At 70.1% G+C, this 26,310-nt stretch carries 24 protein-coding genes and 1 other RNA gene; 9 read left to right on the top strand and 16 right to left on the bottom strand.

What is annotated here, in order from left to right; all coding sequences use genetic code 11:
• Nucleotides 1-44 precede the first annotated feature (44 nt).
• The 3 genes from ACOJSN_RS20570 to ACOJSN_RS20560 are packed head-to-tail and all read right to left on the bottom strand — an operon-like array spanning nt 45 to nt 1,870.
• Complete coding sequence (locus ACOJSN_RS20570) at nt 45-1,058, bottom strand: quinone-dependent dihydroorotate dehydrogenase (RefSeq protein WP_420114346.1); 1,014 nt, start codon at nt 1,056-1,058, stop codon at nt 45-47.
• Nucleotides 1,059-1,061: 3 nt separating this feature from the next.
• Nucleotides 1,062-1,502 (bottom strand): hypothetical protein, encoded by a 441-nt coding sequence (locus ACOJSN_RS20565; protein ID WP_420114345.1) that lies wholly within the window; start codon nt 1,500-1,502, stop codon nt 1,062-1,064.
• Nucleotides 1,499-1,870 (bottom strand): hypothetical protein, encoded by a 372-nt coding sequence (locus ACOJSN_RS20560; RefSeq protein ID WP_420114344.1) that lies wholly within the window; start codon nt 1,868-1,870, stop codon nt 1,499-1,501. Before ACOJSN_RS20560 ends, ACOJSN_RS20565 begins: the two co-directional genes overlap by 4 nt.
• A gap of 115 nt (nt 1,871-1,985) precedes the next feature.
• Here ACOJSN_RS20560 and ACOJSN_RS20555 point away from each other — a divergent pair, with 115 nt between their 5' ends.
• The 3 genes from ACOJSN_RS20555 (at nt 1,986) to sucB (ending at nt 6,795) form a co-directional block, all read left to right on the top strand.
• Nucleotides 1,986-3,464, top strand: a complete 1,479-nt coding sequence (locus ACOJSN_RS20555; RefSeq protein ID WP_420114343.1) for a leucyl aminopeptidase — start codon at nt 1,986-1,988, stop codon at nt 3,462-3,464.
• A gap of 112 nt (nt 3,465-3,576) precedes the next feature.
• Nucleotides 3,577-4,947, top strand: a complete 1,371-nt coding sequence (gene lpdA / locus ACOJSN_RS20550; RefSeq protein ID WP_420114342.1) for a dihydrolipoyl dehydrogenase — start codon at nt 3,577-3,579, stop codon at nt 4,945-4,947.
• A 24-nt stretch (nt 4,948-4,971) separates the two neighbouring features.
• Nucleotides 4,972-6,795 carry a 2-oxoglutarate dehydrogenase, E2 component, dihydrolipoamide succinyltransferase gene (gene sucB, locus ACOJSN_RS20545; RefSeq protein WP_420114341.1) on the top strand — a complete coding sequence of 608 codons (1,824 nt, stop codon included), beginning with the start codon at nt 4,972-4,974 and terminating at the stop codon, nt 6,793-6,795.
• On the opposite strand, the gene ACOJSN_RS20540 is transcribed toward sucB, so the two are convergent.
• Nucleotides 6,796-8,121, bottom strand: a complete 1,326-nt coding sequence (locus ACOJSN_RS20540) for a serine/threonine-protein kinase (protein WP_420114347.1) — start codon at nt 8,119-8,121, stop codon at nt 6,796-6,798.
• Nucleotides 8,122-8,195: 74 nt separating this feature from the next.
• On the opposite strand from ACOJSN_RS20540, the gene ACOJSN_RS20535 reads away from it, so the two are divergent.
• On the top strand, nt 8,196-8,864 hold the full coding sequence (locus ACOJSN_RS20535; RefSeq protein WP_420114340.1) for a DNA alkylation repair protein: 669 nt from the start codon (nt 8,196-8,198) through the stop codon (nt 8,862-8,864).
• On the opposite strand, the gene ACOJSN_RS20530 is transcribed toward ACOJSN_RS20535, so the two are convergent.
• Nucleotides 8,842-10,056 (bottom strand): hypothetical protein, encoded by a 1,215-nt coding sequence (locus ACOJSN_RS20530; RefSeq protein WP_420114339.1) that lies wholly within the window; start codon nt 10,054-10,056, stop codon nt 8,842-8,844. The two genes, ACOJSN_RS20535 and ACOJSN_RS20530, sit on opposite strands and share 23 nt — an antisense overlap.
• Before the next feature lie 20 nt (nt 10,057-10,076).
• Here ACOJSN_RS20530 and ACOJSN_RS20525 point away from each other — a divergent pair, with 20 nt between their 5' ends.
• Entirely contained in the window at nt 10,077-10,817 is a 741-nt protein-coding gene (locus ACOJSN_RS20525; protein ID WP_420114338.1) for a DUF4191 domain-containing protein, read from the top strand.
• Nucleotide 10,818: 1 nt separating this feature from the next.
• Here the strand turns inward: ACOJSN_RS20525 and ACOJSN_RS20520 are convergent, their stop codons facing one another.
• Nucleotides 10,819-11,196 (bottom strand): RDD family protein, encoded by a 378-nt coding sequence (locus ACOJSN_RS20520; RefSeq protein WP_420114337.1) that lies wholly within the window; start codon nt 11,194-11,196, stop codon nt 10,819-10,821.
• A gap of 131 nt (nt 11,197-11,327) precedes the next feature.
• Here ACOJSN_RS20520 and glnA (ACOJSN_RS20515) point away from each other — a divergent pair, with 131 nt between their 5' ends.
• Entirely contained in the window at nt 11,328-12,752 is a 1,425-nt protein-coding gene (gene glnA / locus ACOJSN_RS20515; RefSeq protein ID WP_420114336.1) for a type I glutamate--ammonia ligase, read from the top strand.
• A gap of 133 nt (nt 12,753-12,885) precedes the next feature.
• On the opposite strand, the gene ACOJSN_RS20510 is transcribed toward glnA (ACOJSN_RS20515), so the two are convergent.
• Nucleotides 12,886-13,230, bottom strand: coding sequence for a DUF2255 family protein (locus ACOJSN_RS20510; protein ID WP_420114335.1), 345 nt, complete (start codon nt 13,228-13,230; stop codon nt 12,886-12,888).
• Between the two features lie 9 nt (nt 13,231-13,239).
• Nucleotides 13,240-14,280: a M23 family metallopeptidase gene (locus tag ACOJSN_RS20505; protein WP_420114334.1), complete on the bottom strand. Its 1,041-nt coding sequence runs from the start codon at nt 14,278-14,280 to the stop codon at nt 13,240-13,242.
• 211 nt (nt 14,281-14,491) lie between these two features.
• Here ACOJSN_RS20505 and ACOJSN_RS20500 point away from each other — a divergent pair, with 211 nt between their 5' ends.
• Nucleotides 14,492-15,148, top strand: a complete 657-nt coding sequence (locus ACOJSN_RS20500; RefSeq protein ID WP_420114333.1) for a class I SAM-dependent methyltransferase — start codon at nt 14,492-14,494, stop codon at nt 15,146-15,148.
• Between the two features lie 135 nt (nt 15,149-15,283).
• Here ACOJSN_RS20500 and ACOJSN_RS20495 read toward each other — a convergent pair whose 3' ends face one another.
• Nucleotides 15,284-18,331: a bifunctional [glutamine synthetase] adenylyltransferase/[glutamine synthetase]-adenylyl-L-tyrosine phosphorylase gene (locus tag ACOJSN_RS20495; RefSeq protein ID WP_420114332.1), complete on the bottom strand. Its 3,048-nt coding sequence runs from the start codon at nt 18,329-18,331 to the stop codon at nt 15,284-15,286.
• 13 nt (nt 18,332-18,344) lie between these two features.
• On the bottom strand, nt 18,345-19,679 hold the full coding sequence (gene glnA, locus ACOJSN_RS20490; RefSeq protein WP_420114331.1) for a type I glutamate--ammonia ligase: 1,335 nt from the start codon (nt 19,677-19,679) through the stop codon (nt 18,345-18,347).
• A gap of 140 nt (nt 19,680-19,819) precedes the next feature.
• Between glnA (ACOJSN_RS20490) and panB the strand changes: the two genes are divergently transcribed.
• A complete protein-coding gene (gene panB / locus ACOJSN_RS20485; protein WP_420114330.1) occupies nt 19,820-20,689 on the top strand; it encodes a 3-methyl-2-oxobutanoate hydroxymethyltransferase in 870 nt (289 codons plus the stop codon).
• A 14-nt stretch (nt 20,690-20,703) separates the two neighbouring features.
• On the opposite strand, the gene ACOJSN_RS20480 is transcribed toward panB, so the two are convergent.
• The gene (locus tag ACOJSN_RS20480) at nt 20,704-21,522 is read right to left on the bottom strand and encodes an N-acetylmuramoyl-L-alanine amidase family protein (protein ID WP_420114329.1); all 819 of its coding nucleotides are present in this window, start codon (nt 21,520-21,522) and stop codon (nt 20,704-20,706) included.
• A gap of 1 nt (nt 21,523) precedes the next feature.
• On the bottom strand, nt 21,524-21,733 hold the full coding sequence (locus ACOJSN_RS20475; RefSeq protein ID WP_420114328.1) for an SPOR domain-containing protein: 210 nt from the start codon (nt 21,731-21,733) through the stop codon (nt 21,524-21,526).
• A gap of 124 nt (nt 21,734-21,857) precedes the next feature.
• Here ACOJSN_RS20475 and ppgK point away from each other — a divergent pair, with 124 nt between their 5' ends.
• A complete protein-coding gene (ppgK, locus tag ACOJSN_RS20470; protein WP_420114327.1) occupies nt 21,858-22,631 on the top strand; it encodes a polyphosphate--glucose phosphotransferase in 774 nt (257 codons plus the stop codon).
• A gap of 2 nt (nt 22,632-22,633) precedes the next feature.
• Here the strand turns inward: ppgK and ACOJSN_RS20465 are convergent, their stop codons facing one another.
• From ACOJSN_RS20465 to ACOJSN_RS20450, 4 genes are all read right to left on the bottom strand, one after another.
• Nucleotides 22,634-24,691, bottom strand: a complete 2,058-nt coding sequence (locus ACOJSN_RS20465; protein WP_420114326.1) for an NAD(+) synthase — start codon at nt 24,689-24,691, stop codon at nt 22,634-22,636.
• A 29-nt stretch (nt 24,692-24,720) separates the two neighbouring features.
• Nucleotides 24,721-25,185, bottom strand: coding sequence for a hypothetical protein (locus ACOJSN_RS20460; protein WP_420114325.1), 465 nt, complete (start codon nt 25,183-25,185; stop codon nt 24,721-24,723).
• 34 nt (nt 25,186-25,219) lie between these two features.
• Nucleotides 25,220-25,586: RNase P RNA component class A (gene rnpB, locus ACOJSN_RS20455), an RNA gene on the bottom strand.
• 13 nt (nt 25,587-25,599) lie between these two features.
• Nucleotides 25,600-26,310 (bottom strand): zinc ribbon domain-containing protein (locus tag ACOJSN_RS20450; RefSeq protein WP_420114324.1); only part of this gene is annotated, 711 nt, incomplete at its 5' end.

The following is a 26,310-nucleotide window of genomic DNA, read 5'->3' as shown; positions in this document are numbered from 1 at the left end:
TGAAGTCGGGGTCGTGACGTTTCGTCAGTGAAATCGGGGGGCGGTCAGCGGAGGGTGCGATTGAGGTTGCCCGGCCAGGTAGGGCCCTCGTACACGAACGCGGTGTAGGCCTGCACGAGGGTGGCGCCGGCGTCGAGCATCGCCTGGGCGTCGGCGGCGCGGCCGATGCCGCCGACGCCGATCACCACCGGGTCCGGCCCGAGCACGTCGCGAACGCGGCGAACCACCTCGAGCGCGCGCGGGAGCAGCGGCGCCCCGCTCAGGCCGCCGGGGCCGTGCTCGTGCGCGATCGTCGTGTTGGTCGCCACCACGCCGGCCAGGCCGAGCTCGACGGCGAGACGAGCGACCGCCTCGACGTCACCATCGGCGAGATCGGGAGCGATCTTGACCAGCACAGGCACGTCGCGGCCCGCCGCGTAGGCGGCTTGTTCCCGCACCGCAGCGAGGATCGGCCGGAGCGACTCGGTTGCCTGCAGGTCGCGCAGCCCTGGCGTGTTCGGCGAGGACACGTTGACCACGAGATAGTCGACGTGCGGCGCCACGGCGCGTGCGCTGGTGACGTAATCAGCCACGGCCCTCTCGGGTGCCGTGACCTTCGACTTGCCGATGTTCGCCCCGACCACCAGCCGCTTGCCGGCAGCCGTGCGACGCAGCCGAGCCAGCCGCCGCGCCGCGGCCGCCGCACCGTGGTTGTTGAAACCCATCCGGTTGACGAAGGCGCGCTCGGGGAGCACACGCGAGAGCCGAGGCCGGGGGTTGCCCGGTTGGGCGTGCGCTGTGACGGTGCCCAGCTCCACGAACGCGAATCCAACCGCGCGCAGGCCGAGCGCCATCGTGGCGTCCTTGTCGAAGCCTGCGGCCAGACCCAGCCGCCCCGGGAGGTCACGGCCGAACACCCGGTGAGTCACGCCGTCGGGCATCCGACCGAAGCTCGCCGTGACGGCGGCACGCAGCGGCGGGACGGCGCCGGCCAGCCGGATCAGCCGGCCGGCGAGGTGATGCGCGGTCTCCGGATCCACGTGCGTGAGCACGCGGCGGAAAAGCAGGCGGTAGAGCACGGGTCATCCCCTCACACGCGAGAGCCGGCGCGGGCTGGACCACCAGAGCCAGGCGATGCCGAGGAACGGCAGCACCAGCGGGACGTAGCCGTAGCCGCCGCCGAAGCCCGACCAGACGGAGTCGCGAGCGAACAGCTCCGGGTGCGTCACGGACAGGATGCCGACCACGATCACCCCCAGCAGCTCGATGCCCACGGTGACCCACGCGACCACACGCAGGCGGCGGCCGTTGTGCGCGAGCGCCACGGTTGCGACCACGTAGACCACGGCGGAGAACGCCGAGAGCCCGTAGGCCAGTGGCGCCTCGCTCGCCTGGGAGATCAGCTGGTATCCGGCGCGGGCCGTGGCGGCGACCGCGAAGATGCCGTACACGACGATGAGCACCCGGCCCGCCCCGAAGGCAGGTCTGCGCGTGTCCGTGCTGGCGGGAAGTTCCTCGGTCATGTCGCACCTTGTCCCGTCGACCAGAGCTGGATGATGCGAAGCTCCATCACCACCAGTGCGAGGGCGATCACCAGCAGCGCCACCGAGCTCCACCGGGTCCGCTCGGCGAGCGCCACGACGGCGGCGGCCGGCAACAGCAGGATCGCGACCACGAGATAACCCCAGAACACGGCGGGCTCGGCGAGGACGTGACCACCGGCGAGAGCGATGATCGCTGCCACCACCTGCACCAGCAGCAGCGCCACCACCACCCCGCCGGCGATCAGCTGCTTGAGGACCACTGCTCGGTCGCGCAGCGCCCAGATGCCCGCCCACACGGCGAGCAGTCCGCTGGCAGCGATCGCGGCGTACGCGCCGCCCGTGACCACGTCCACCTATCGGGCCCGGATCTCACGCGTCACGGCGACCAAGGTTAGGGCATCTCGTGGCCGGGTTGCGCGGGCGAGGGTTCGAGCTGTCCCGATCGTCAGTAGGGTGGTTCGGGTGACGAACGTCGAGCTCATCAGCACTCCCCTGACCAAGATCCGTAGCGATGCTCTGGTGCTCGCGACCACCAGCGGTGACGCACCGAGTGTGCTCGGGATCGCCGACCTGCCCGAGGCCGCGCGCGCCGCCGTGGAGAGCGCCGCCGCCGTGGTGGGTGTGACGGGCGCCCTCGACGAGGTCGTCAAGGTACCCGCGCCGACCGGGCTCGCGGTCCCGCTGCTGGTGCTGACCGGCACGGGCGTCAGCGGCGACGCAGCGCTCACCGGCGAGGTGCTCCGGCGTGCCGCCGGTTCGGCCACGCGGCAGCTCTCCGGCACCGAGACCGTGACTCTCGCGCTGCCGATCACCTCGGCACACGAGGCCGCAGCGGTCGCGGAGGGCGCCCTGCTGGGTGCGTACGCCTTCTCCGGCTATAGCGGTTCGGCGACGCCTGTGGCCCATGTCGAGGTCCGTGCCGCGGATGCCAAGGACAGCGCGACGCGGGCAGCGGTCGAGCGAGCCGCCGTTGTCGCGACGGCCGTGCACGGGGTGCGCGACCTCGTCAACACCGCCCCCAACGACCTCTACCCCGCGACGTTCGCCGACAAGGCCAAGGAGCTCGCCAAGGGCACCAAGATCAGCGTGAGCGTGCTCGACGACGAGGCGTTGCGGAGCGGTGGCTACGGCGGCCTGACCGGGGTGGGCCAGGGGTCGGTGCGTGGGCCGCGACTGGTGAAGCTCGAGTGGAAGCCACGCAAGGCGAGCGCGCATTACGCACTGGTCGGCAAGGGCATCACGTTCGACTCGGGTGGCCTGTCGATCAAGCCTGCGAAGTCGATGGAGACGATGAAGAGCGACATGGCCGGTGCCGCGGCCGTGCTGCACACGGTCCTGGCCGCCGCGCGGCTCGGGGTCGGCGTGCGCGTGACCGGCTGGCTGGCGCTCGCCGAGAACATGCCCTCGGCGACGGCGCAGCGGCCTTCTGACGTGATCACGATCCGCGGCGGGCGCACGGTCGAGGTGCTCAACACCGACGCCGAGGGTCGGCTGGTGCTGGCGGACGCACTCGTGGCAGCCGGCGAGGAGAACCCCGACGCGCTCATCGATATCGCGACGCTCACAGGAGCGCAGATGGTGGCACTCGGCAACCAGGTCAGTGCGGTGATGGGTACCGACGACGTCCGTGCGGAGGTCGTCGCGGCCGCTGAGGCCTCCGGTGAGCAGTTCTGGCCGATGCCGCTGCCGGAGGAGCTGCGCCCCTCGATGAAGACCCCGGTCGCCGACATCGCCAACATCGGCGACAGGTTCGGGGGCATGCTCGTGGCCGGGCTGTTCCTCCAGGAGTTCACCGACGGCAAGCCGTGGGCGCACCTCGACATCGCCGGCCCGTCGTTCAACGAGGGCGGCCCGCGGCACTACGTGCCCAAGGGCGGCACCGGGGTCGGTGTGCGGACGCTGCTCCAGCTGCTCGAGGGCGCGGCCGCGAACGGCCGATGAGTCCGCGAGCGAGCGTGAGCCGCGCCACATCCGGGCGATCCGGTGGCGTTCCGTGGCCGCAGAGGCGCCGCTGGGTGACAAGATGGTGCGGAGCCGATCCGGAGGAGCGCAGGTGACCGAGCAGGACCACGACGTCGTCGTCCTGGGAGCCGGCAGCGGCGGCTATGCCGCGGCACTGCGGGCGGCCGAGCTGGGCATGTCCGTGGCGCTGATCGAGGCAGACAAGGTTGGCGGTACCTGCCTGCACCGTGGCTGCATCCCCACGAAGGCGCTGCTGCACGCTGCCGAGGTGGCTGACTCGGTGCGAGACAGCGCCGCGTTCGGTATCAACGCGACGCTCGAGGGCGTCGACATCGCCAAGATCAACTCCTACAAGGACGGCGTAGTCTCACGGCTGTACCGCGGCCTCACCGGTCTGGTCTCCTCCCGGAACATCGAAGTGATCAACGGCTGGGGGCGTCTGGTCGCACCCGACACCGTGGAGGTCGGCGACCGTCGCGTCACCGGCAAGCACATCGTCCTCGCCACCGGTTCCTACGCCCGCTCCCTGCCCGGCCTCGACATCGGTGGCCGCGTCATCACCTCCGACCAGGCCCTCGCGATGGACTGGGTGCCCTCGAACGCCGTGGTGCTCGGTGGCGGGGTCATCGGGGTGGAGTTCGCGAGTGCGTGGCGCTCACTCGGCGCCGACGTGACGATCGTCGAGGCGCTGCCACACCTGGTCCCCCACGAGGACGAGGCGTTGAGCAAGGGTCTGGAGCGCGCGTTCCGTAAGCGCGGCATCGGCTACGAGCTCGGCACGAAGTTCGAGAGCGTCACGCAGGACGAGGGCGGCGTGGTCGTCACCCTCGAGGGCGGCAAGCAGATCGAGGCCGAGGTGCTGCTCGTCGCCGTCGGGCGTGGCCCGGCGACGGCGGAGCTCGGGTACGAGGAGCAGGGCCTGGTCCTCGATCGTGGTTTCGTCGTGGTCGATGAACGGCTGCGTACCGATGTCGGTGAGATCTACGCGGTCGGTGACATCACGCCCGGGCTGCAGCTCGCGCACCGAGGCTTCGCCCATGGGATCTTCGTGGCCGAGCAGATCGCCGGGCTCGCACCCGCGCCCGTGGTCGACTCCACGGTGCCCCGCGTCACGTACTGCGAGCCCGAGGTCGCCTCGGTCGGCCTCACCGAGGCGCAGGCCCGCGAGGTCCACGGCGAGGTCGAGACGCTCGAGTACAACCTCGGCGGCAACGGCAAGAGCCAGATCCTCGGCACCGCCGGCTTCGTCAAGCTTGTCCGCGCCAAGGATGGTCCGATCGTCGGCGTCCACATGCTCGGCGCCCGGATGGGCGAGCAGATCGGCGAGGGCCAGCTGATCGTCAGCTGGGAGGCGTTCCCCGAGGATGTCGCCACCCTGATCCACGCCCACCCCACTCAGAACGAGTCGCTCGGCGAGGCCGCCCTGGCCTTGGCCGGAAAGCCCCTACACTCCCACGCCTGACCGGCACCACGAAGGAGAACCTCCATGTCACAGAACGTCCAGATGCCCGCGCTCGGCGAGAGCGTCACCGAGGGCACCGTGACCCGGTGGCTCAAGTCCGTGGGCGATGAGGTCGCGGTCGACGAGCCGCTGCTCGAGGTCTCCACCGACAAGGTCGACACCGAGATCCCCTCTCCGATCGCCGGCACGCTCGAGAAGATCCTCGTCGACGAGGACGAGACCGTCGAGGTCGGCACCGACCTCGCCGTGATCGGCGACGGCAGCGGCGCGTCCGATTCCGAGGGCGGCGACCAGGGCGCTGAGGCAGCAGCTGACGAGCCGGCCGAGGAGTCGGCGCCGGCCGTGCCCGAGACCGGCGTCGCCGACACCCCGGCGGAGCAGGCCCAGGAACTTGCTGCCGAGGACGAGCCTGCGCAGCAGCCGGAGCCGCAGTCCGCGCCTTCCGAGGCTGCGCCGGCGCCGTCCGGCGGGGGCGACCGCACCGCCGTCACCCTGCCCGCGCTCGGCGAGAGCGTCACCGAGGGCACCGTGACCCAGTGGCTGAAGTCGGTCGGCGACGAGGTCGCGGTCGACGAGCCGCTGCTCGAGATCTCCACCGACAAGGTCGACACCGAGATCCCCTCCCCCGTGGCGGGCACGCTGCTGGAGATCGTGGCACAGGAGGACGAGACCGTCGAGGTCGGGGCGAACCTCGCATTCGTCGGTTCCGACTCGGGTGCTGCGCCAGAGCCGCAGGAGCAGCCCGCACCCGAGCCCGAGCCCGAGCCCGAGCAGGAGACGCAGCCCGAGCCCGAGCCTGAGGCCAAGCCGGAGCCGCAGCCTGAGACCAAGCCGGAGCCCGAGCCCACGCAGCCCGCGGAGAGGACCGACTCGGGCGAGACCCAGGAGGCGAGTGAGTCCCTGGACGCCAGCGGCAGCTACGTGACGCCGTTGGTCCGCAAGCTCGCCGCGGACAAGGGCGTGGACCTCGCGGGCCTCACCGGCTCAGGCGTGGGTGGGCGCATCCGCAAGCAGGACGTGCTCGACGCCGCTGAGGCAGCCGCCAAGGCCAAGGAGGAGGCTGCCGCTGCGCAGCAGGCTCCGAAGCCGGCTGCGGCCGCAGCTCCGAGCGCCGAGCTCCCGGTCTCGCCGCTGCGCGGAACCCGCGAGAAGATGTCCCGCCTGCGCAAGATCGTGGCGTCGCGGATGGTCGAGTCGCTGCAGGTCTCGGCGCAGCTCACCACCGTGCTCGAGGTCGACATGACGAAGGTCGCGCGCCTGCGGGCACGCGCCAAGGATGACTTCGCCAACCGCGAGGGCGCGAAGCTCACGTTCCTGCCGTTCATCACGTTGGCCGCGGCTGAGGCGCTCAAGGCGTACCCGAAGATCAACGCGAGCATCGATGGTGACGAGATCGTCTACCACGGCTCGGAGAACGTCGGCATCGCGGTCGACACCGAGCGCGGCCTGGTGGTGCCGGTCATCAAGGACGCCGGTGACCTCAACCTGGGTGGCATCGCCCGCAAGATCTCGGATCTCGCCGCTCGCACCCGGGCCAACAAGGCGACTCCGGACGAGCTGACCGGCGGCACCTTCACGATCACCAACACCGGTTCCGGCGGCGCGCTGTTCGACACCCCGATCCTGCTGCAGCCGCAGGTCGCCATGCTGGGCACCGGCACGATCGTCAAGCGCCCCGTGGTGGTCACCGATGCCGACGGTGCCGAGGTCATCGCGGTTCGCTCGATGATGTACCTGGCGCTGTCCTACGACCACCGCCTGATCGACGGTGCCGACGCCGCCCGGTTCCTCACCGCGGTCAAGAACCGCCTCGAGGCGGGCGAGTTCGAGGCTTCGCTGGGTCTGTAGTCACTGCTCGCACGGGCTGACCTGCTCGACGGTCCACCCCGCGCCGTCGAGCAGCAGCTCGAGCACCACGCACCTCGGCTCTTGCGCCGCCACCTCGGTGGTGCCGCCGGCCGAGGTGCGTTCGTGCGCGCCCTGGCTGAGCACGGCCTGCACCTGAGCGGCATGCTGCTCGGCCAGCACCACCCGGGCGTCGGAGACCTCGGTACGGAGCCCGGCGAGCTTGGTGTCCTGCAGCGACTCGAGCAGCGCCAGGTCATCGGTGCGCGCGGGCGAGCCCGGTGCGGTCACGGCGGCGAGCCCCTCGGCGTCGCCGGCCACGAGGGCGTCGTCGCGTGCGTGGACCAGGTCCGTCACCACGTCCACGAGCGAGGTCGGCGAGCCGACGACGGCGGAGCGCCCTTCTGCGCTCGTCTCACCGGGGGCGTCGGGCCAGAGCGCCCAGATGGGCACCGCCACTGCGGCGGCCACGAGCACCGCCACCGCCGCGCGGCGGACCGGGGTCACGCGGCGGTGGCGAGCACGTCGCCGCCGGGTGGGGCGAAGCACGGTGGGGGTCTGCTGGGCCTGCGCGCGGAGCGCCGCCCCAGCCAGTACCGAGGGTGGTGGCACGTGCACCGGCGTGGTCGCCATCCTGCCGAGCCGGGCGGCCAGTTCCTCGGCAGGCGGCCTCGCGTGCGGATCCTCGGCCGTGGCGGTGCCGAGCACGCGCGCGACCTGACCTCGGTCGCCTACCCGAGTGCACCACACGCACAGCGTGGCCAGTGACCACACGTCGGCGGCCGGCGTCGCAGCACGCCCGGACCGAACCTCGGGCGCGACGTAGCCGGCGGTGCCGGCCTCACCGGCCAGATCGGCAAGGAGGTCGACGAGCACGGGGTGAGCGCCGCCGTCGTCCCCTCGATCGGTGAGCACCACATTGCTCGGGGCGACATCGCCGTGCACGAGACCACGGCCGTGGAGCGTGGCGAGAGCCGAGGCGAGGTCGCGCGCCAGCGCAAGCGACTCGCTCGCCGGCAGGCCCATACGACTCGTGCGGACCGTGCCGAGCGTCGGCCCGGGGACGAGATCGGTGACCACGAGACGGTCGTCGACGTGCCCAGGCATCGTGCGAACGCGCGCCAGGCCCGGATGCTCGATCGCTCGGAGCGCCTCCAGGCGACGTTCTCGGACGGTGTGCGCGCGCGAGTCGACATCGGGGAGCACGCGCACCGCGACCTGCTGCCCGCCGTCGAGGGTGGCAGCCCACGCCACTCCCCCTGACCCCGATCCCAGGGGTGCTCCAAGTCGGAGACCGGTCAGCGGGACCCCTCGCAGTGTCGCCGGCATGCTCATGACCCCAGCCAACACCGGCTCGCCCTCGGCCCGCAGAAGTTATCCACAGGGCCAGGTACCGTAGTCACGTGACCACGCTGGTCGACCGCATCCGCAGCGAGCTGCGCGCGCTCGCCGATCCCACGATCGCACCCGGGCAGCAGGCGTACATGAAGTCGTCGATGCCGTTCCTGGGGGTGCGTGTCCCGGCCGTGCGGGCGCTCGTCAAGCGCCAGACGCGCGGCCTCCAGGATGTGCAGACGCTGCGCGCCGCGGCGCTGCACCTGTGGCGGGACGCACGGTTCCGGGAGGAGCGTTACGCCGCCACCGGAGTGACCGGCCTGCCACCGCTGCGAGCTCGACCCGACATGCTCGACGTTCACGAGGAGATGATCCGCAGCGGCGCATGGTGGGATCACGTGGACGAGGTCGCACCCCGGGTGGGGGCGGCGCTGCGGGCCCATCCGGAGGAGATCGCGCCGGCGATCCGGCGGTGGGCCCGCGACGGCGACCAGTGGATGCGCCGGACCGCCATCATCGCCCAGCTCGGGTTCAAGGAGCAGACCGACCGAGACCTGCTGACCGACGTCGTGCTCGCCAACGTCCACGACACCGAGTTCTTCGTCCGTAAAGCCATCGGGTGGGCGCTCAGGGACCTGGCCTGGCACGACGCCGACTGGGTGCGTCGGTTCGTCGCCGCGCACGAGCTGAGCCCGTTGTCGCGGCGCGAAGCACTCAAGAACGTGGGCGGGGCCTGAGCAGCAGCCCGCCGCAGGCGGCGAGCAGGAACCCCGGCAGCATCAGCCCGACCCACAGCACCCGTGGCCCCGGCGGCACGTCCATGGCGCCGGCAGGAACGGAGCGTGACCACGCGAGGAATCCGTCCCCCACCGGCACCGCGCCGAAGCCGTAGCGCCGCTCCCCCGCGAGCTGCAGCGGCAGACCGAACAGCTCGGCCTCCCGATCGAGGTCGGCGGCCAACGCGGCGTCACCGTTGGCGCGCGCCGCCGCGAGCGTCACCGCGCTGGCGCTCAGGCTGACGCCGGCGAGCAGCGGCCCCGAGTCCACGTCGCCGCCGCCCTCGGTGCCGACCGGGTGCTCGCGCACCCCGACCAGGCCGGCGACCCGCACAACGAACGCCTCGCGGAACGCGAGCCAGGAACCCCGGTCCGGGGCGCCGTCGAGCGCGGACGTCAGGTCGGGCCAGAACGTCTGGATGATTGACTGTGACGAGCCGCGGGGCGGATCGAGCACTGACCCGGCAGCGTCGATGCGGTGCGGCAGCAGCCCGTGCGTGGGATCGAGCAGACCCTCGAGCCGGTCGCGCCATCCGGCGAGATCCTCGAGCCACGTCGAGTTCTGGAGGAGTGCAGCCGCACGAGCCACGGCAGCGCCGGCCACCACCGCGTCGCACGGCCAGTACCCGCCGGGGTAGGACGCAGGCACGCCGGTGGGGCTCTCGACCAGCGCGTCCAGCAGTGCGGGGACGCGGTCGGCGACGGCGTTGCGATCGGTGGGCGCGTCCGTCAACTCGGCAATGGTCACGGCGAGCAGCAGGGTCCAGCCTGCGTGGAAGGTGCCGTGCTCGGGCGTCAGCCCGCTTCCGAACCGATCGGCAACTCCGGGCGCCATCGCCGCAGCGAGCTGCTCGCGTGCGAGCCCCGAGTCCTCTGAGGCCGCCGCGAGTCCCGTGAGCACGTGCAGGAAGAATTCACCCTCCGGGAACAGAGCCTGCATCCGGGGGCCGGCTCCGCCGTCGAGCGAGGACGTGAGGAAGGCGACCTGAGCGGAGACGGTGCGCTCTCCCGGGGCCGCCGCGCCGGCGACCCACGCCACCCGACCGGCCAGCAGGACGCCGATCACGAGAACGATGACACCGAAAGCCCGACGCGCACCCCGAGCCCGGCTGACCACCGCACGATCGTAGGCGAGCCGAACCCGCCCGGTCACGCCGGTAGGCTAGGCCCATCATGGCTAGGAAGACCTCAGAGGCCGCTGACGGCGGTGCGAAGGCGGCGAAGCCGCCCAAGGAGAAGAAGCGCCGCTGGTATCACCAGGTGTGGGAGATCTACACCATGGTGCGCAAGGAGCAGCCATCGATCACATGGCTGCTGCTGCTCATCATCATCGGGGCGGCGGCGCTGGGTGCACTCGTGGGCATCCTCATCAGCTACCCGTGGGGGATCACCGCGTTCATGGGGCTGGCGTTCGGCCTGATGGGCGGGATGATCCTGCTCGGCCGGCGCGCGGAGTTCTTTGCGTACAAGCGCATCGAGGGTCAGCCGGGCGCTGTCTCGGCGGCGCTCGGAACGATCAAGCGTGGCTGGAACATCGAGGAGGAGCCGGTCGCCGTGGACCCGCGCCACCAGGACATGGTGTTCCGTGCGGTCGGGCGCCCGGGTGTGGTGCTGGTGAGTGAGGGGCCGGCGCACCGGGTGGGCAAGCTGCTCGAGAGCGAGAAGAAGAAGGTCGCGCGCGTGGTCCCCAACGTGCCGGTGATCCTCATCCAGGAGGGGCGCGGTGAGGGCCAGGTGCCGCTGCCGCAGCTCGCCAAGGCTGTGCGTAAGCAGAAGAAGTCGCTCGCGTCGGGTGTGGTGCCCGAGGTGTCGAAGCGGCTGCGGGCGCTGCACCACATGAACCGGCTCCCGGTGCCCAAGGGGATCGACCCGATGAAGGCTCGGCCCGACCGCAAGGCTGCGCGCGGCCGCTGACCTACGTGCCGAGCCGGACCAGCTGGGTTCCGGCCCAGATGTCGTGCATGCCTCGCTGATCTCCGCGTGACGTCACGCCGACCGGGATGATCAGGCATAGCGCCAGGGTGCGCACGAGCGACTGCCCGATGCTCGGCAGCCGCCCGTCGAGGCGGCGTACCCCCATGCCCGTGACGCGCTGCCCGAAGGACGAGCCGAGCGTCGCCGTCAGCAGCACGACCTGCACCACGAAGACAATGAGCGTGGCGATCGGGTCGAACCGGAAGAACCCGGCGCTGATCGCCGTGGCGACCAGCCAGTCGAGCAGCAGCCCGAGGAAGCGCCGACCCCATAGGCTGGTGGGATGACCAGTGGGTGGGACTGACGTCTCATCGTTCACACAGGTCACCCTACGGTGAGGCATGTCCCTGCCGTGTAACACGGACGACACATATGCGAGACGCCCGGGAAACGGCGTGCCCCTAGCGTGGGCGTGTTCCAGACGGGGTCCCACGAGTACAGGAGATGCGGATGTTCAGCAATGCCGAGGAGGCCATCGCCTTCACCAGGAACGAGGGCGTGGAGTTCGTCGATGTCCGGTTCATCGACCTACCCGGTGTACAGCAGCACTTCAACATCCCCGTCGAGGCGTTCAACGACGACGCGTTCTCCGAGGGGCTGATGTTCGACGGTTCCTCGATCCGGGGCTTCCAGGCGATCCACGAGTCGGACATGAAGCTGATCCCGGACGTGACGACCGCCTTCATCGACCCGTTCCGCGCAGCGAAGACGCTGGTGGTGTACTTCTCGATCGTCGACCCGTTCACGGACGAGCCGTACTCCCGCGACCCGCGCACGATCGCAGCGAAGGCCGAGGCCTACCTTGCCTCGACCGGGATCGCTGACACGGTCTACTTCGGCGCCGAGGCCGAGTTCTACCTCTTCGACGACGTCCGTTTCTCCACCAGCGCGCAGTCGAGCTTTTACCACATCGACTCCGTGGAGGCGGCCTGGAACACCGGCCGCGAGGAGGAGGGTGGCAACCTCGGCTACAAGACCCGCTTCAAGGGTGGCTACTTCCCGCTGTCCCCCAGCGATCGCTTCGCCGACCTGCGTGACGAGATGTGCAAGACCCTCGCCGCGATCGGCCTCGAGGTCGAGCGTGCGCACCACGAGGTGGGCACCGCCGGCCAGCAGGAGATCAACTACCGGTTCAACAGCCTGCGTGCCTCGGCCGATGACCTGATGAAGTTCAAGTACGTCATCAAGAACGTGGCGTTCAACGCGGGCAAGGCGGCGACGTTCATGCCGAAGCCGCTGTTCGGTGACAACGGTTCGGGTATGCACAGCCACCAGTCGCTGTGGAAGAACGGTGAGCCGCTGTTCTACGACGAGAAGGGCTACGGCGGCCTGTCCGACATGGCGCGCTGGTACATCGGTGGCCTGCTCAAGCACGCTCCGTCGCTGCTGGCGTTCACGAACCCCTCGGCGAACTCCTACCACCGGCTGGTGCCGGGCTTCGAGGCACCGGTCAACCTGGTGTACTCCGCCCGCAACCGTTCGGCGTGCATCCGCATCCCGATCACGGGTGCCTCGCCCAAGGCGAAGCGCATCGAGTTCCGCGTGCCGGACCCGAGCTCGAACCCCTACCTCGCGTTCTCGGCGATGTTGATGGCCGGCATCGACGGCATCAAGAACCGGATCGAGCCGCCGGAGCCGGTCGACAAGGACCTGTACGAGTTGCCGCCCGAGGAGCACGCGCAGATCGCGCAGGTGCCGGACAGCCTGACCGGCGTGCTCGACGCGCTCGAGGCCGACCACGACTACCTCACCGAGGGTGACGTGTTCACGCCTGACCTGATCGAGACCTGGATCGACTACAAGCGGACCAATGAGGTCGACGCGCTGCGTCTGCGGCCGCACCCGCACGAGTTCGAGCTCTACTTCGACGTGTGAGGAGTGAGTGGTGGCCGGACGCGCCAGCGGACGGCCACCGCGAGCCCCGCAAACACGTCGACAGACGGCACGACGTGTGAGGAGTGCACCTGGGCCTCTGACCAGCAAGAACGCTGAGTCAGGGGCCCTTGTGCTATGCCAGGTCCGCCCGCACGAAGACCGGTGGCTCGGCCCGCCATGCAGTGACCACGCTCGGGTACTTCCGGTACTTCTCGGAGAAGGCATCGAGGACCGCCGGGATCTCGTCGGGATCGGCCAGTGCGGCGGCACCCTGCCACGAGCCCCGTGCCGACCTCACCTCCAGCGATCGGGTGTGGAGCGCGTTCTGCAACCAGTCACTCTGGAGGCCGTGGCGTGACGGGGCGTAGAACCGACCGTCGGTGACCACGAACCACACGGTTGCCACGTGCTCGGTTCCGGTTCTCCTACCGCGGGTCACGACCACACATGTCTGCGTACGGAGCTCGTCCGGGCTCATCAGCTGGGGTTAGGGGGTCGGCGGATCCGTGACCGTCGTCGGCGTCGGCTCCGGATCGGAAGGCGGCCCCGGAGTGGTCGGGGTGTCGGTCGGTTCGTCGGTGGGGGTTGGCTCGGGAGTCTCAGTCGGGTCGTCCGTCGGGTCCGTCGTCGGGTCCTCGGTCGGATCTGGATCGGAAGGCTCGTCAGTGGGGTCGGGCGTCGACTCGTCGGCGGGGGTCGGTTCCACTGGAGGTTCAGGAGTGGGCGGAGTCTGCTCGACAGGGTCAGGCTCGGGCTCGCCGTAGGGCTCTTCGATGGAAGGTCCGTCACCCTGCTCGGCACCTGTCCAATCCCACAGATGGGGATCGTTGGGATTCCCACGCGTCGACTCGTCGTCGGGCGACGCGCGACCGCCAGGCACGGAGACTCCACGCTCCTGGAGATAGTTGACCGGATTGACCGCTTCACCATCGACCCACGTCGAGAAGTGGAGGTGCGGGCCAGTCGACCTGCCTTCGCTGCCGACGAGCGCGATCACGTCGCCGGTGATGACCTCATCTCCGACGTTCACGAGCACGCCCGACTCACTCATGTGGTTGTAGGCGGTGCTGGTTCCGTCGAGGTGCTCGATGACGACGACCCACCCAGACAACCCGAGGACCTTGTTGCCGTGGCCGGCATAGCTGACCACACCTGATCCGGCGGCGAGAATCTGCGACCCCAGAGGTGCGGCGAGGTCGATCCCGTTATGGAACGCGGTCGACGTCACTCCGGGGATGATGCCCCTGTTCCCGAACTGAGACAGCAGGCGGGCGTTGGGGAGCGGGTGAGTCCAGGTCTCCTCGACGGCGGTCGGCTTCGGGCCCTGCGACCAGACCTGAGCCGGGGTGAACTGCCAGAACGCGTCTGCAGAGACCGTGATGACCGGGGAGACGTCCGGTGCGTCCTCATCGGCGGCGGCGGCCCATTCCGGTTCGTCCGGGATCTCCGCAGCCGACGACGGCACGAGGCCGGCGAGTATCAGCGCCCCGCATGACAGCAGCGTCGCGGCGTACCTAGCAACCTTCATCTAGGTAGTCCGATGCTGCTGGTGCTCGATCTCATCGCTAGGACTCAGACCTCGGGGGGCTCGTTCGTCTCGACGCTGCTCTCGACAGTAGCAGGCTCGATCGGGCGGTCACCGGCCGTTGAACAGCACCGAGCTCGACGACGGGAGGAACCTGCTTGCCATACCGGCAAGCGGAGTTGCCGTCGGGCCGCGCTCCATGGAGGATGACGGCATGAGCCACGATCACGCCCACGCGCAGCCGGGCACGCACGCAGCAGAGATGTTCGAGCCCGACAGCTGGGACGAGCGCTACTCAGGCGACGAGACCGTCTGGAGCGGGAAGGCGAACCCGCAACTGGTCGCGATCGCCTCGACCCTCTCCCCCGGAACCGCGCTCGACGTCGGGTGCGGTGAGGGCGGCGACGTGATCTGGCTGGCGCAGCAGGGCTGGCAGGTCACTGGTGCCGACTTCTCGGCCAAGGGCCTCGCACGCGCGGCGCGGCACGCAGCCGACGCCGGCGTCTCCGACCGTGTGGACTGGTGGCAGGTGGACGCCCGCACCTTCGCCGCACAGGGCCGTGAGTTCGATCTGGTCACCACCCATTACCTGCACCCGCCCGACGGCGGGATGTCGGCCGTGGTCTCCCGCCTCACCGAGGCGGTCACGCCGGGAGGGCATCTGCTGGTGGTCGGGCACGCGCCGTCGGCGGTGTTCACCCAGCTGAGCGAGAGCCACCGCAACGCCATGTTCGCCGCCCCAGACCTCGTGGCCGCGCTCCCCGACTCGTTCGAGGCACTCGTCGTCGAGGAGCGCCCGCGCAGCGTGGTGCGAGACGGCACGCAGGTCGACATCGCCGACGCGACCCTGCTGGCGCGACGGCGAGCCTGAGCGCGTCCGCGGCGTCAGTCCTCGACGATGTCGAAGATCGCGCCGATGCACTCGCCGGCGGCGAGCCACCAGCACGGGTTCAGGCCGGTGGCTCGGTGAGCTCGATCCCGATGCTGACGTCCGACGTCGGTGCGCTCATGCGAAGAACACCCTCTCCACGACCGCTCTCGCGCGCCGCGCCGCGCGGAGCCAGTCCTGCTCGAGGTCGGCCGAGTGGCCCGGGCGGTAGCCCATCAGCCGCGACACGCCGGCCAGCGTGTCACGCTCGCTCGGCAGCACATCGACCTTGTTGCCGGTGGTGCGACCGCTCCACAGCACGATCGCGTTGCGCAGCCGGGTCGCGAGCGACCACGCCGCACTCAGCCGCACCGTGTCAACCGGACTGAGCAGCCCCGCGGACCGGGCAGCAGTGAGCGCGCCGAGCGTGGACGTGGTGCGCAGCTCGGGCGTGCGCCCGGCGTGCTGGAGCTGCAGCAGCTGTGCGGTCCACTCCACATCGGCGAGACCGCCACGACCGAGCTTGAGGTGGTGCGTGGGCGGGACACCGCGCGGGAGTCGCTCCGACTCCACGCGTGCTTTGATGCGCCGCAACTCCCGGACCTCGCCGGCCGGCAACCCGTCGATCGGGTAGCGCAGCGGGTCGATCAGCTCCACGAATCGCTCGCTGAGCTCCTCGTCCCCGGCCACCGGGCGGGCGCGCAGCAACGCCTGGCGCTCCCACCCGAGCGCCCAGCGCTCGTAGTACTCACGGTAGGCGGCCAGCGAGCGCACCATCGGTCCGTTGCGGCCCTCCGGTCGCAGCTGCGTGTCCACCGGCAGCGGCGGCTCTGTCCCTCCACTACCCAGCAGCGACAGCAGCTGCTGCGCGACGGCGTTCGCCCACTTCTCCGCCGTCTCGCCGGCCACACCTGGCTGCGGGTCGTGCACGAACAGGACGTCGGCGTCGCTCGCATAGCCGAGCTCCGAGCCGCCGAGACGCCCCATCGCGATGATCGAGAACCTCGACGGCGCCGCGTCCAGTCCTGCGGATCGGGTCGCCTCGATCGTCGCGATCCGCAGCGCTCCCGCCAGCGCGACGTCGGCAGCCGGGCTGATGACCGCGCCCCCCGTCTCGACCGGGACATCGGAGAGCACGTCACCGATCGCGCCCCGGGTCAGCTCCCGGCGTCGCACGAACCGCACCGCCTGCGCGGCGGGATCCGCTTCGTCCTTGCGGCCGATCATCGCCCGCATCGCGCTCATCACGGCATCCGCGCTCCGCGCCTTCAGCTCGTGCTCGTCGTCGAGCCAGGCGACCGACTCCGGTGACCGCGTCAGCCCTTCGGCCACGTACTGGCTGGAGGACAGCAGGTGAGCGAGCCGCTCCCCCGCTGCCGACGAGTCGCGCAGCAGCTTGAGGTACCAGTGGGTGCTGCCGAGCGCCTCCGACAGCTTGCGGAACGCGAGCAGCCCGCCGTCAGGGTCGGGGCCTTCGGCGAACCATCCCAGCATCACCGGCAACAGCTGCCGCTGGATCGAGGCACGGCGCGACAGTCCCTCGGTCAGAGCGCTGATGTGGCGCTGCGCGCCCTTCGGGTCGCGGTAGCCGATCGCGCCGAGCCGTGCCAGCGCTGCCTCGGGCGCGAGCGACACGTCGTCGGCGGACAGCCGCGCCGTGGCCGGCAGCAGCGGCCGGTAGAACAACTCCTCGTGCAGCCGCCTGACCTCGCGTCGCGTGGCCCGCCACCGCGCCTGGAGCCCCGCGATGCCGTCGATCCCCGCTCCGACCGAACGGGACAGGGCGAGCAGGTCCTGCTCCGCCGTCGGCATCAAGTGGGTGCGCCGCATCCGTGAGAGCTGGATGCGGTGCTCGAGCAGCCGCAGGAACCGGTAGCAGCGCGCGAGCTCGGCGGCGTGGTCGCGCCCCACGTACCCGGCTGCCGACAGGGCCGACAGCGCCGTGAGCGTGTTCGACGACCGGATCGAGGGGTCCACGCGCCCGTGCACCAGCTGCAGCAGCTGCACGGTGAACTCCACGTCACGCAGGCCCCCGCGCCCCAGCTTGATCTGCCGGTCCACCTCGGCCGGTGGCACGTGCTCCTCGACCCGGCGGCGCATCGCCTGCGCGTCCTCGACGAAGTTCTCGCGCCCGACGGCGTCCCACACCATAGGGCGCGTCGCAGCCAGGTACTCCTGCGCGAGTTCTCGGTCACCGGCCACGTGCCTGGCCTTGAGGAGGGCCTGGAACTCCCACGTCTTCGCCCAGCGCTCGTAGTAGGCCACGTGCGAGCTCAACGTGCGCACCAGCGGCCCGTGGCGCCCCTCGGGCCGCAGGTTCGGATCGACCTCCCACAGCGCGGGCTCGCGCGAGGTCGATGAGCACATCCTCGCCAGCCCCGTGGCCAGCTTGGTCCCCACGCGGAGCGCCTCGTCCTCGTCGGCACCGTCGGCGGGCTCGACGACGTAGATCACGTCGACGTCGGAGATGTAGTTGAGCTCCCGGCCGCCGGTCTTGCCCATGCCCAGGACCGCGAGGCGCGCCGCCCGGCCACCGTCGGGCAGCTCGGCACGCGCCAGCGCCAGTGCCGCCTCCAGTGCGGCTGCCGCGAGGTTGGCGAGCGCTCCCGCGACCTCGGGCTGAAAGCTCTCCGGATCGGACGAGGTGAGGTCCTCGGCGGCGATCGCCACGAGGATCCGGCGGTAGGCCACGCGCATCGCGTCGAGCGTCCCGGTCGCCGCCGGCTCCGACGCCACCGGCATGTCCGACTCCGGGTCGGCACCCACGGCCTCCAGCAGCAGCGTGCGCATCGTGCCCGGGTCGGCGGCCACGCCGTTGCGCGGACGCACCACCACGTCCATCTGCTCGGGATGGGCGATCACCCAGTCGGCGAGCGCCGCCGAGCCACCGAAGAGGGCGAGCAGGTAGCGGCGGGTGGCTCCGCCGTCGGCGATGACACGGACCAGCTCCGCACGCGAGGCGGCCTCGGCGGCATCCCCCAGCCGGGCGAGACCGAGCAGCGCGAGGTCCGGATCCGCGACGCCCTGGAAGGCCTCGGTGAGGTCACGCTGCTCGGGCGGGATCTGCTCGCGCGCGTCACCGAGCAGCCCGGTGGTCAGCAGCGTCGCTGCCCGAGGGACGTCGGAGAAGCCCGCCCGCGCGAGTGCAGCATCGAGCGAGCCGGTGCGGTGCCCGGAGCTGCTCACACGCGGCCCGAGCTCAGATCACGCCCACACGGGCGAGCTCGTAAGGGGTGACCTGCGCGCGGTAGTCGCGCCACTCCTGCCGCTTGTTGGCGAGGAAGTGGTTGAAGACGTTCTCGCCCAGGGTGTCAGCGACCAGCTCGGACGCCTCCATCGCGCGAACGGCCTGCTCGAGCGAGCCAGGAAGCGGCTCGATGCCCAGAGCGCGGCGCTCGGCGTCCGACAGCTCCCACACGTTGTCCTCGGCCTCCTCGGGAAGCTCGTACCCCTCCTCGATGCCCTTGAGCCCGGCGCGCAGGATCAGCGCGTACGCCAGATACGGGTTGGCCGAGGAGTCGAGGCCGCGGTACTCCACCCGGGCGCTCTGCGACTTCCCCGGCTTGTACATCGGCACCCGGACGAGCGCGGACCGGTTGTTGTGGCCCCAGCAGATGTAGCTCGGGGCCTCACCGCCGCCCCAGAGCCGCTTGTAGGAGTTGACGAACTGGTTGGTGACCGCAGTGATCTCCGGGCTGTGTCGCAGCAGGCCGGCCATGAAGGCGCGGGCGGTGTCGGAGAGCTGGTACTCGCCACCGGGGGCGTGGAAGGCGTTGCCGTCACCCTCGAAGAGGGACACGTGCGTGTGCATGCCGGAACCTGGCGATCCCGCCATCGGCTTCGGCATGAACGTCGCCGTGAAGCCCTGCTCGAGCGAGACCTCCTTCACGACCGAGCGGAAGGTCATGATGTTGTCCGCCGTGGTGAGCGCGTCCGCGTACCGCAGGTCGATCTCGTTCTGGCCAGGGCCGGTCTCGTGGTGGGAGAACTCCACCGAGATCCCCATCGACTCCAGCAGCGTGATCGCTGCCCGCCGGAAGTCGTGCCCGGAGCCGCGAGCCACGTGGTCGAAGTAGCCCGCGGTGTCGATCGGCACCAGCGGCGCACCTTCGGACTCCTGCGGTTGGAACAGGTAGAACTCGATCTCCGGGTGCGTGTAGAACGTGAAGCCCGCCTCGCTCGCCTTCGCCAGCGCGCGCTTGAGCACGTTGCGCGGGTCGGCCATCGCGGGCTCGCCGTCCGGCGTGAGGATGTCGCAGAACATGCGCGCGGTGCCGAGCTTGCCCCCGCGCCACGGGAGCACCTGGAAGGTGGAGGGGTCGGGGCGCGCGATCATGTCCGACTCCGACACGCGCGAGAGGCCCTCGATGGCGGATCCGTCGAAGCCGATCCCTTCGGAGAACGCGCCCTCGAGCTCGGCCGGGGCGATCGCAACCGACTTCAGCACGCCGAGCACGTCGGTGAACCACAATCGGATGAACCGGATGTCCCGCTCCTCGATCGCCCGGAGGACGTACTCCTGCTGTCTGTCCACGCCACCGCTCCGCTCTCTGGGATACCGCACACACCGGGAGCACGCTGGCGTGCCGCACGGGTGCTCCCATCATGTCAGCCCACGCCGACCTCGCGCGCACGTGACCCGAGCCGGTCCTCGGCCGGACTACGCTGGCTGTCATGTCTGAGCCCGACGGCGCGCCTGGTCCCGAGCGTTCATCCGCCCTTCCTGCCGTGCGTGCCGAGCCGCCCAAGCGGGTGCGGGTGCAGCACCTGCGCGCGGCCAAGGAGAACGGCGAGAAGCTCACGATGCTGACCGCCTACGACCTACCCACGGCGCGGATCTTCGATGCCGCCGGGATCGACATGCTGCTGGTCGGCGACTCCTACGGCGACAACATGCTCGGCCACTCCGGCACCATCCCGGTCACGGTCGACGAACTGATCCCGGCGGTCCGCGCCGTTGCTCGTGGAGCCAAGCGCGCGATGGTGGTCGCGGACCTGCCGTTCGGGTCCTACGAGGCGAGCCCGCAGCAGGCGATGGCGAGCGCCACCCGAATGCTCAAGGCGGGCGGCGCGCACGCTGTCAAGTTCGAGGGCGGCCGCCGTGTTGCCGACCACGTGCGGCTGCTGACCGATTCGGGCGTCCCCGTGGTGGGACACCTCGGGTTCACCCCGCAGTCGGAGAACATCCTGGGCGGCAAGCGCGTGCAGGGGCGCGGTGACGAGTCTGCCGAGCAGGTGGTCGCCGATGCCAAGGCGATCGAGGCGGCGGGCGCCGTCGCCGTGGTGCTCGAGATGGTGCCGGCCGCAGTCGCCGAGCGGGTCAGCGGCGAGCTCAGCATCCCGACGATCGGGATCGGGGCAGGCGCGGCCTGCGACGGTCAGGTGCTCGTCTGGCTCGACATGGTCGGCATGGGTGGCTGGTCACCACGGTTCGCCAAGCAGTTTGCGGCGGTCGGAGCCGAGATGGACCGCGCCACGCGTGCCTACATCGACGAGGTCCGCGCCGGCACGTTCCCCGGGCGCGAGCACACCTACTGGGACTGAGTTCGCGAGGTGCGTCAGTCCCGCGGCTCGTTGTCCTCGGTCCATGTGAGGATGCCCGCTGCGATCGCGTCGGCGTAGGCCTGGCGCCCCTCCTCGCTCTCCATGAGGGCGGCATCGTCCGGGTTGCGCATCTCGCCGAGCTCAAGCATCACGGCGGGGCGCCTCGCGAAGTTCAGGGTGGCGAGGTCGGACCGCAGCGACAGGGCATCCTCGACCGCGGTCGACGGCGTGAATCCGCCATCGGCCAGCGCGCCGAGCAGGTCATCGGCCAGTGACAGGCTCGGCTCCCCCTGCGACTCGGAGATCGCGGGATCGGCGACGATCGCGAAGTACCCCTCGGTGGTGGTGTTGAGCGATCCGTTCGCGTGGATCGAGATCATCAGGTCGGCGTCAGCGTCCACCGCGAACCTGCCGCGGATATCGACGCAGGGGCCCACGCTCTCGTCGTCCTCCCGTGTGAGGACCACGGTGGCTCCGAGGCGCTCGAGGTGCGTCGTGAGTCGCTCGGCCACGTCGAAGTTGAACTCGTGCTCGGCGTAGCCGCTCGCCGTGGCCGTACCCACGGTGTTGCACGGCTTGAGGTCACCTCGGCCGTCGGAGACCAGCTGGTTGATCGCCGCCGGGTCGGCTGAGTTGCCGCCGTTGTGCCCCGGGTCGAGGGCGATCGTCCATCCGAGCAGCGGCCGGCCGGAGCGAAGGGCTCGCTGCAGGGATGCGGTCTCCTCGTCCGAGGGGTCGGTGGTCGAGGCGGCCGCCGGGAGTGTCAGCCCGAGCGCGAGCATGGCCGCGCTCGCCAGCGTGAGGGTGCCCCGCAGGGCTGTCGACGTGCGCATGTCAGTTGTCCTCGTCACCGTTCCACTCGCGGTCGGCATCGTCCCAGTCCTGGTTCCGCTGAGCGGCGGTCGCCAGGGCCTTCTCGGCCTCCTCGCGGGTGCGGTACGGGCCCATCCGATTGGTCCAGTCGCTCTGGTACCCCTGTTCCACCTGCGACGTCTCGGTGTTGAAGTAGTACGCAGACTGCGGATCTAGCGACTCTGTGGGCATGCGAGTAGTACCTCCTGTCCCTAGATTCCCACACTCACGGCCGATCCGGCCAGGGGGTCGCACGATCTGTGCACAACGGTCACAGTGACGGTGTCCCGCGCCACAGCCGGATACGCTCGGAGACATGACAAGCGTGACGTACGAGCCCGGTGCTCTCGGCTTCGGCATCGATATCGGCGGATCGGGCATCAAGGGCGCCCCGGCCGACCTGCGGGAGGGTGAGCTGGCCGCCAAGCGGTTCAGGGTCCCGACGCCGTCGAAGTCCACGCCCGAGGCGGTAGCCGAGTGCCTCGCCGAGGTGATCGAGCACTTCGAGGTGCCTACCGAGACCCCGATCGGTCTCACCTTTCCCGGCATCATCCAGCACGGCGTCGTGCTCAGCTCGGCCAACCTGCACAAGTCCTGGATCGGCACCGACCTCGCGGACCTCGTGCACCGCACCACCGGTCACCAGGCCGTGGTGGTCAACGATGCCGACGCCGCCGGATACGCCGAGGTGCGTTACGGCGCGGCACAGGGTCAGGACGGGGTGGTGCTCGTGCTCACCCTCGGCACCGGCATCGGGTCGGCGTTGATCAACGACGGCCGGCTCGTTCCGAACACCGAGCTCGGCCACCTGGAGATCGACGGTCACGACGCCGAGACCCGAGCGTCCTCGGCCGTGAAGGATCGCGAGGACCTCAGCTACAAGGTGTGGGCCAAGGAGCGACTGCAGCGCTACTTCGAGGTCGTCGAGTTCCTGTTCTCGCCCGACCTGTTCGTGGTGGGCGGCGGCGTGAGCAAGGACCACGAGAAGTTCGTGCCGTTGATCTCCACCCGGGCACCGATCGTCCCGGCCGCCCTCCGGAACCAGGCCGGCATCATCGGCGCCGCGGCGCTCGCCGACCGCGAGATCTGAGGTCAGGCGTCGGGGATCTGCTCGACCTCGGCGAGCCAGGCGCTCGCCAGCGCGTCCGAGGGCATCCGCCAGTCACCCCGCGGTGACAGAGCGCCTCCGGAGGTGACCTTCGGCCCGTTCGGCAGCGCGGACCGCTTGAACTGGTTGCCGAAGAAGCGGCGGTAGAAGACGCCCATCCAGTGCTTGATGGTGGCGAGGTCGTAGGCGACCCGATCGTCGGTGGGATACCCACTCGGCCAGGCACCGCCGTCGGCGTCCTTCCAGGTGGCCTCGGCGAGGAAGGCGATCTTGCCCGGACGAGCCCCACGGCGCAGCAGGTGGAACAGCGTGAAGTCCTGCAACGCGTAGGGCCCGATGATCGCCTGGGTGGACTGCGGCCCCTCCCCCTCCTTGGCAGGCACCAGCTCAGGTGAGATCTCGGTGTCGAGGATGGAGAGGAGGGTGGTGTCGACGTCGCCGTCGTCGAACTGGTTGCTGGAGACCACCCACCGGATCAGGTGCTGCATGAGGGTCTTCGGAACCCCGGCGTTGACGCCATAGTGGGACATCTGGTCCCCCACCCCGTACGTGCACCAACCGAGCGCCAGCTCGCTCAGGTCGCCGGTGCCCACCACGATGCCGCCGCGCTGATTGGCGGCACGGAAGAGGTAATCGGTGCGCAGCCCGGCCTGCACGTTCTCGAACGTGACGTCGTAGACCTCCTCGCCCCGACCGAACGGGTGGCCGAGATCGGCCAGCATCTGGGTGGCCATCGGCCGGATGTCGACCTCCTCGAACGTGACTCCGAGTGCGTGAGAGAGGGCGATCGCGTTGGTCTTGGTCTCATCGCTGGTGGCGAAGCCGGGCATCGTGAACGCGAGGATGTCGGAGCGAGGCCGGCCGAGCCGGTCCATCGCCTTGGCCGCCACGATCAGCGCGTGCGTGGAGTCCAGACCGCCGCTGACACCGATCACGAGGTTCGGCGAGCCGATCGAGCGCATCCGCTGCTCGAGCCCGGACACCTGGATGTTGTAGGCCTCGTAGCAGTCGAGCGCGAGCCGCGAGGAGTCGTCGGGCACGAATGGGAACCGGTCGAGGGTGCGGCGCACCCCGTGGTTGCCTTCCGGGGGTGCGAGAGTGAACGGGATCCTGGTGGGCTCCGCGAAGTAGCTGCTGCGCCAGTTGTCCTCGAAGCTACCCTGCCGGAGCCGCTCCTGACGCAACCGGTCCAGGTCGATGTCGACCACGGTCGCCTGCGCGGTCTCCGGGAACCGCTCGCTCTGTCCCAGCAGGTCGCCCATCTCGTAGACCATCGTCATGCCGTCCCAGGACAGATCTGTGGTCGACTCCCCCGCCATCGCGGCCGCGTAGGCGTAGACGGCATTGCACCGTGCCGACGCCGAACGTGCGAGCAGGTGCCGGTCATCGGCCCGTCCCACCGTGATGGGCGAGGCCGAGAGGTTCAAGAGCACCGTGGCTCCCCCGAGCGCAGCTCCCGCGCTCGGGGGGATGGGCACCCACATGTCCTCACAGACCTCGGCGTGGATCGCCAGCCCGGGCACGTCCTGCGCCTCGAAGAGCAAGTCGTTACCGAACGGCACGCCCCCCTCGCCGCCGGGCCAGTGCGGCCGCACCAAAGTCCCCGCGCGCACGTCGGCGTCCGCGAACCAGCGCTTCTCGTAGAACTCACGGTAGTTGGGCAGGAACGACTTCGGCGCTACGCCCAGCACGCGACCACGGTGGATCACCACGGCGCAGTTGTAGAGCCGGTTGCCGTTCCGCAGCGGTGCCCCGACGACGACCACGGGCAGCAGGTCCGCGGTCTGCTCGGCGATCGCGACGATCGCCGCGTCGGCCGCGTCCAGGAGCGGGTCCTGCAGCAGCAGGTCGTCGAGGGCGTAACCGGTCACGCTCAGCTCCGGGAACAGCGCGACGGCGACCGCCTGCTCGTCCAGCTCACGCACCTGCGCAACGATCCGCTCGGCATTGGCGGCAGGATCGGCCAGCGCGACAGGGACCGTGCACGCCGCGACGCGGGCGAATCCGTGGCTGTAGATGTTGCGGAAGCTGCTCGTATGCACGGGTCGAGTCTGGCAGGTCGGAACTCTGATCAGCCGAAGAGCTTGCCGAAGAAGCCCTTCTTCTGCTGCCAGCCCTGCTGCTCGAGGAAACCGAACAACGGCTTCTTGATCTGGTCGGTGTCGAAAGACCAGCCTGCGGCAGTGGTGGGCTCGCCGTGGCTGGTGCCGCCGATGCCGGCCTGGAACCCGAACGACTTCTGGGTGGACTTGCCCTTGAAGAACTCCTTCTTCATGCCGCCACCGGTGGCGCCGATGGAGCCGGAGGTCTCGTTCCCGGTCTCGACGTACTCGATCTCGCCGTCGGCCGTGGGTCGCACGTCGATCCGGTAGTCCTTGGAGAAGCTGCTCGCTCCGGTGAGTCCGAGCATCTGGATCTTCGCCACGTCCCAGAAGCCCACGATCACGCCTTCGGGCGTGACGCTGTAGCTGAACGGCGCCTGCGGGTTGTTGAGGCTCGGGACCTGCTGGAGCACCTGCTCCCATGGGGTAGCCATGGCTTCACGGTACGACAGCCGGGCCGACGGTGGGCGGATGAGCCGGCCTGTACGCCGGGTTCTGTCCCTCCGACCGAGGTCGGAATGGGCGGCCATCCATCTAGGGCGGTTGTTGCCAACCGTCTCGTGCGGCCTACCCGGAAGCTCGGGCGAGCAGCCCTCGAACGCTTCCTGTCTGGCCTTGCTCCGGGCGGGGTTTACCTAGCCACACCGGTCACCCGGTGTGCTGGTGGTCTCTTACACCACCGTTTCACCCTCACCGCGCTCGCGCGCGGCGGTCTGTTCTCTGTGGCACTGTCCCGCGGGTCGCCCCGGGTGGGTGTTACCCACCGCCCTGCTCTGCGGAGCCCGGACGTTCCTCGGCACGGGTTGCCCCGTGACGCGGCCGCCTGGCCGGCTCATCCAGGACGAAGTCTAGTCAGTCACGCGCACGATGATGTAGCCGTCCTCGGACCGCACGATCTCCTCGGCCGGCGCCGCCTCGATGGCCGCCAGCTCGGTGAGGCTGAGCGAGATCTGCAACGGGTCGGTGGTCGACCCCCGCAGCCGCAGCACACCCAGTCCCCCGCTGCGTTCACGCACGCGCTCGTACAGGGTCACCAGACCTTGATCGAGAGGCTCGACGGCGGAGGCTCGCTGCTGCTCGACGGTCGCCTTCTCGGCGTCGATCTCGGCGAAGGCCGCGTCCCGCTCGGTCTCGAGCTGGGTGATCTGCTCGCCGAGGGCGGACCGTTGGGTGCTGATGGCGTCGAGCTCACCTTGGGCGGTCTCGAGGACTTCCATCGCCTCCAGCTCGACCTCCTCGAGATCGCTCTGCCGCTTCGCGAGCGACTCCAGCTCGTGACCGAGCGCCTGCAGGTCCTTGGGCGATCCGGTGCCGCTCTCGAGTCGCTGCCGGTCGCGGGCAGCGCGGTTGCTGACCTGCTCGACGTCGGTCTCGGCCTTGGTCACCGCGCGGCGGGCGTCGCGGACCGCGGTCTCGGCGTCCACGCGAGCACGATCGAGATCGTCCGCACGGGCGGTGACCTCCTCGAGCGCGGCGAGGCTCGGGTGGCTGCGCCGCTGGTGTGCGAGCTTCGCGAGCCGTTGATCGAGCGCCTGCACGTCGAGCAGCTTGAGCTGGTC

The sequence above is a fragment of the Pseudactinotalea sp. genome (genome assembly GCF_048594945.1).
Taxonomy (GTDB): Bacteria; Actinomycetota; Actinomycetes; order Actinomycetales; family Beutenbergiaceae; genus Pseudactinotalea.
This window is presented reverse-complemented; position numbering and strand designations above follow the sequence as displayed.

Bases quoted from the DNA above. Each gene is read 5' to 3' on its own strand.
- ACOJSN_RS20565 (WP_420114345.1), bottom strand. From the start codon at position 1,502: ATGACCGAGGAACTTCCCGCCAGCACGGACACGCGCAGACCTGCCTTC.
- sucB (WP_420114341.1), top strand. From the start codon at position 4,972: ATGTCACAGAACGTCCAGATGCCCGCGCTCGGCGAGAGCGTCACCGAG.
- ACOJSN_RS20540 (WP_420114347.1), bottom strand. From the start codon at position 8,121: ATGCCGGCGACACTGCGAGGGGTCCCGCTGACCGGTCTCCGACTTGGA.
- ACOJSN_RS20525 (WP_420114338.1), top strand. From the start codon at position 10,077: ATGGCTAGGAAGACCTCAGAGGCCGCTGACGGCGGTGCGAAGGCGGCG.
- glnA (WP_420114336.1), top strand. From the start codon at position 11,328: ATGTTCAGCAATGCCGAGGAGGCCATCGCCTTCACCAGGAACGAGGGC.
- ACOJSN_RS20510 (WP_420114335.1), bottom strand. From the start codon at position 13,230: ATGAGCCCGGACGAGCTCCGTACGCAGACATGTGTGGTCGTGACCCGC.
- ACOJSN_RS20505 (WP_420114334.1), bottom strand. From the start codon at position 14,280: ATGAAGGTTGCTAGGTACGCCGCGACGCTGCTGTCATGCGGGGCGCTG.
- ACOJSN_RS20500 (WP_420114333.1), top strand. From the start codon at position 14,492: ATGAGCCACGATCACGCCCACGCGCAGCCGGGCACGCACGCAGCAGAG.
- panB (WP_420114330.1), top strand. From the start codon at position 19,820: ATGTCTGAGCCCGACGGCGCGCCTGGTCCCGAGCGTTCATCCGCCCTT.
- ACOJSN_RS20480 (WP_420114329.1), bottom strand. From the start codon at position 21,522: ATGCGCACGTCGACAGCCCTGCGGGGCACCCTCACGCTGGCGAGCGCG.
- ACOJSN_RS20475 (WP_420114328.1), bottom strand. From the start codon at position 21,733: ATGCCCACAGAGTCGCTAGATCCGCAGTCTGCGTACTACTTCAACACC.
- ppgK (WP_420114327.1), top strand. From the start codon at position 21,858: ATGACAAGCGTGACGTACGAGCCCGGTGCTCTCGGCTTCGGCATCGAT.
- ACOJSN_RS20460 (WP_420114325.1), bottom strand. From the start codon at position 25,185: ATGGCTACCCCATGGGAGCAGGTGCTCCAGCAGGTCCCGAGCCTCAAC.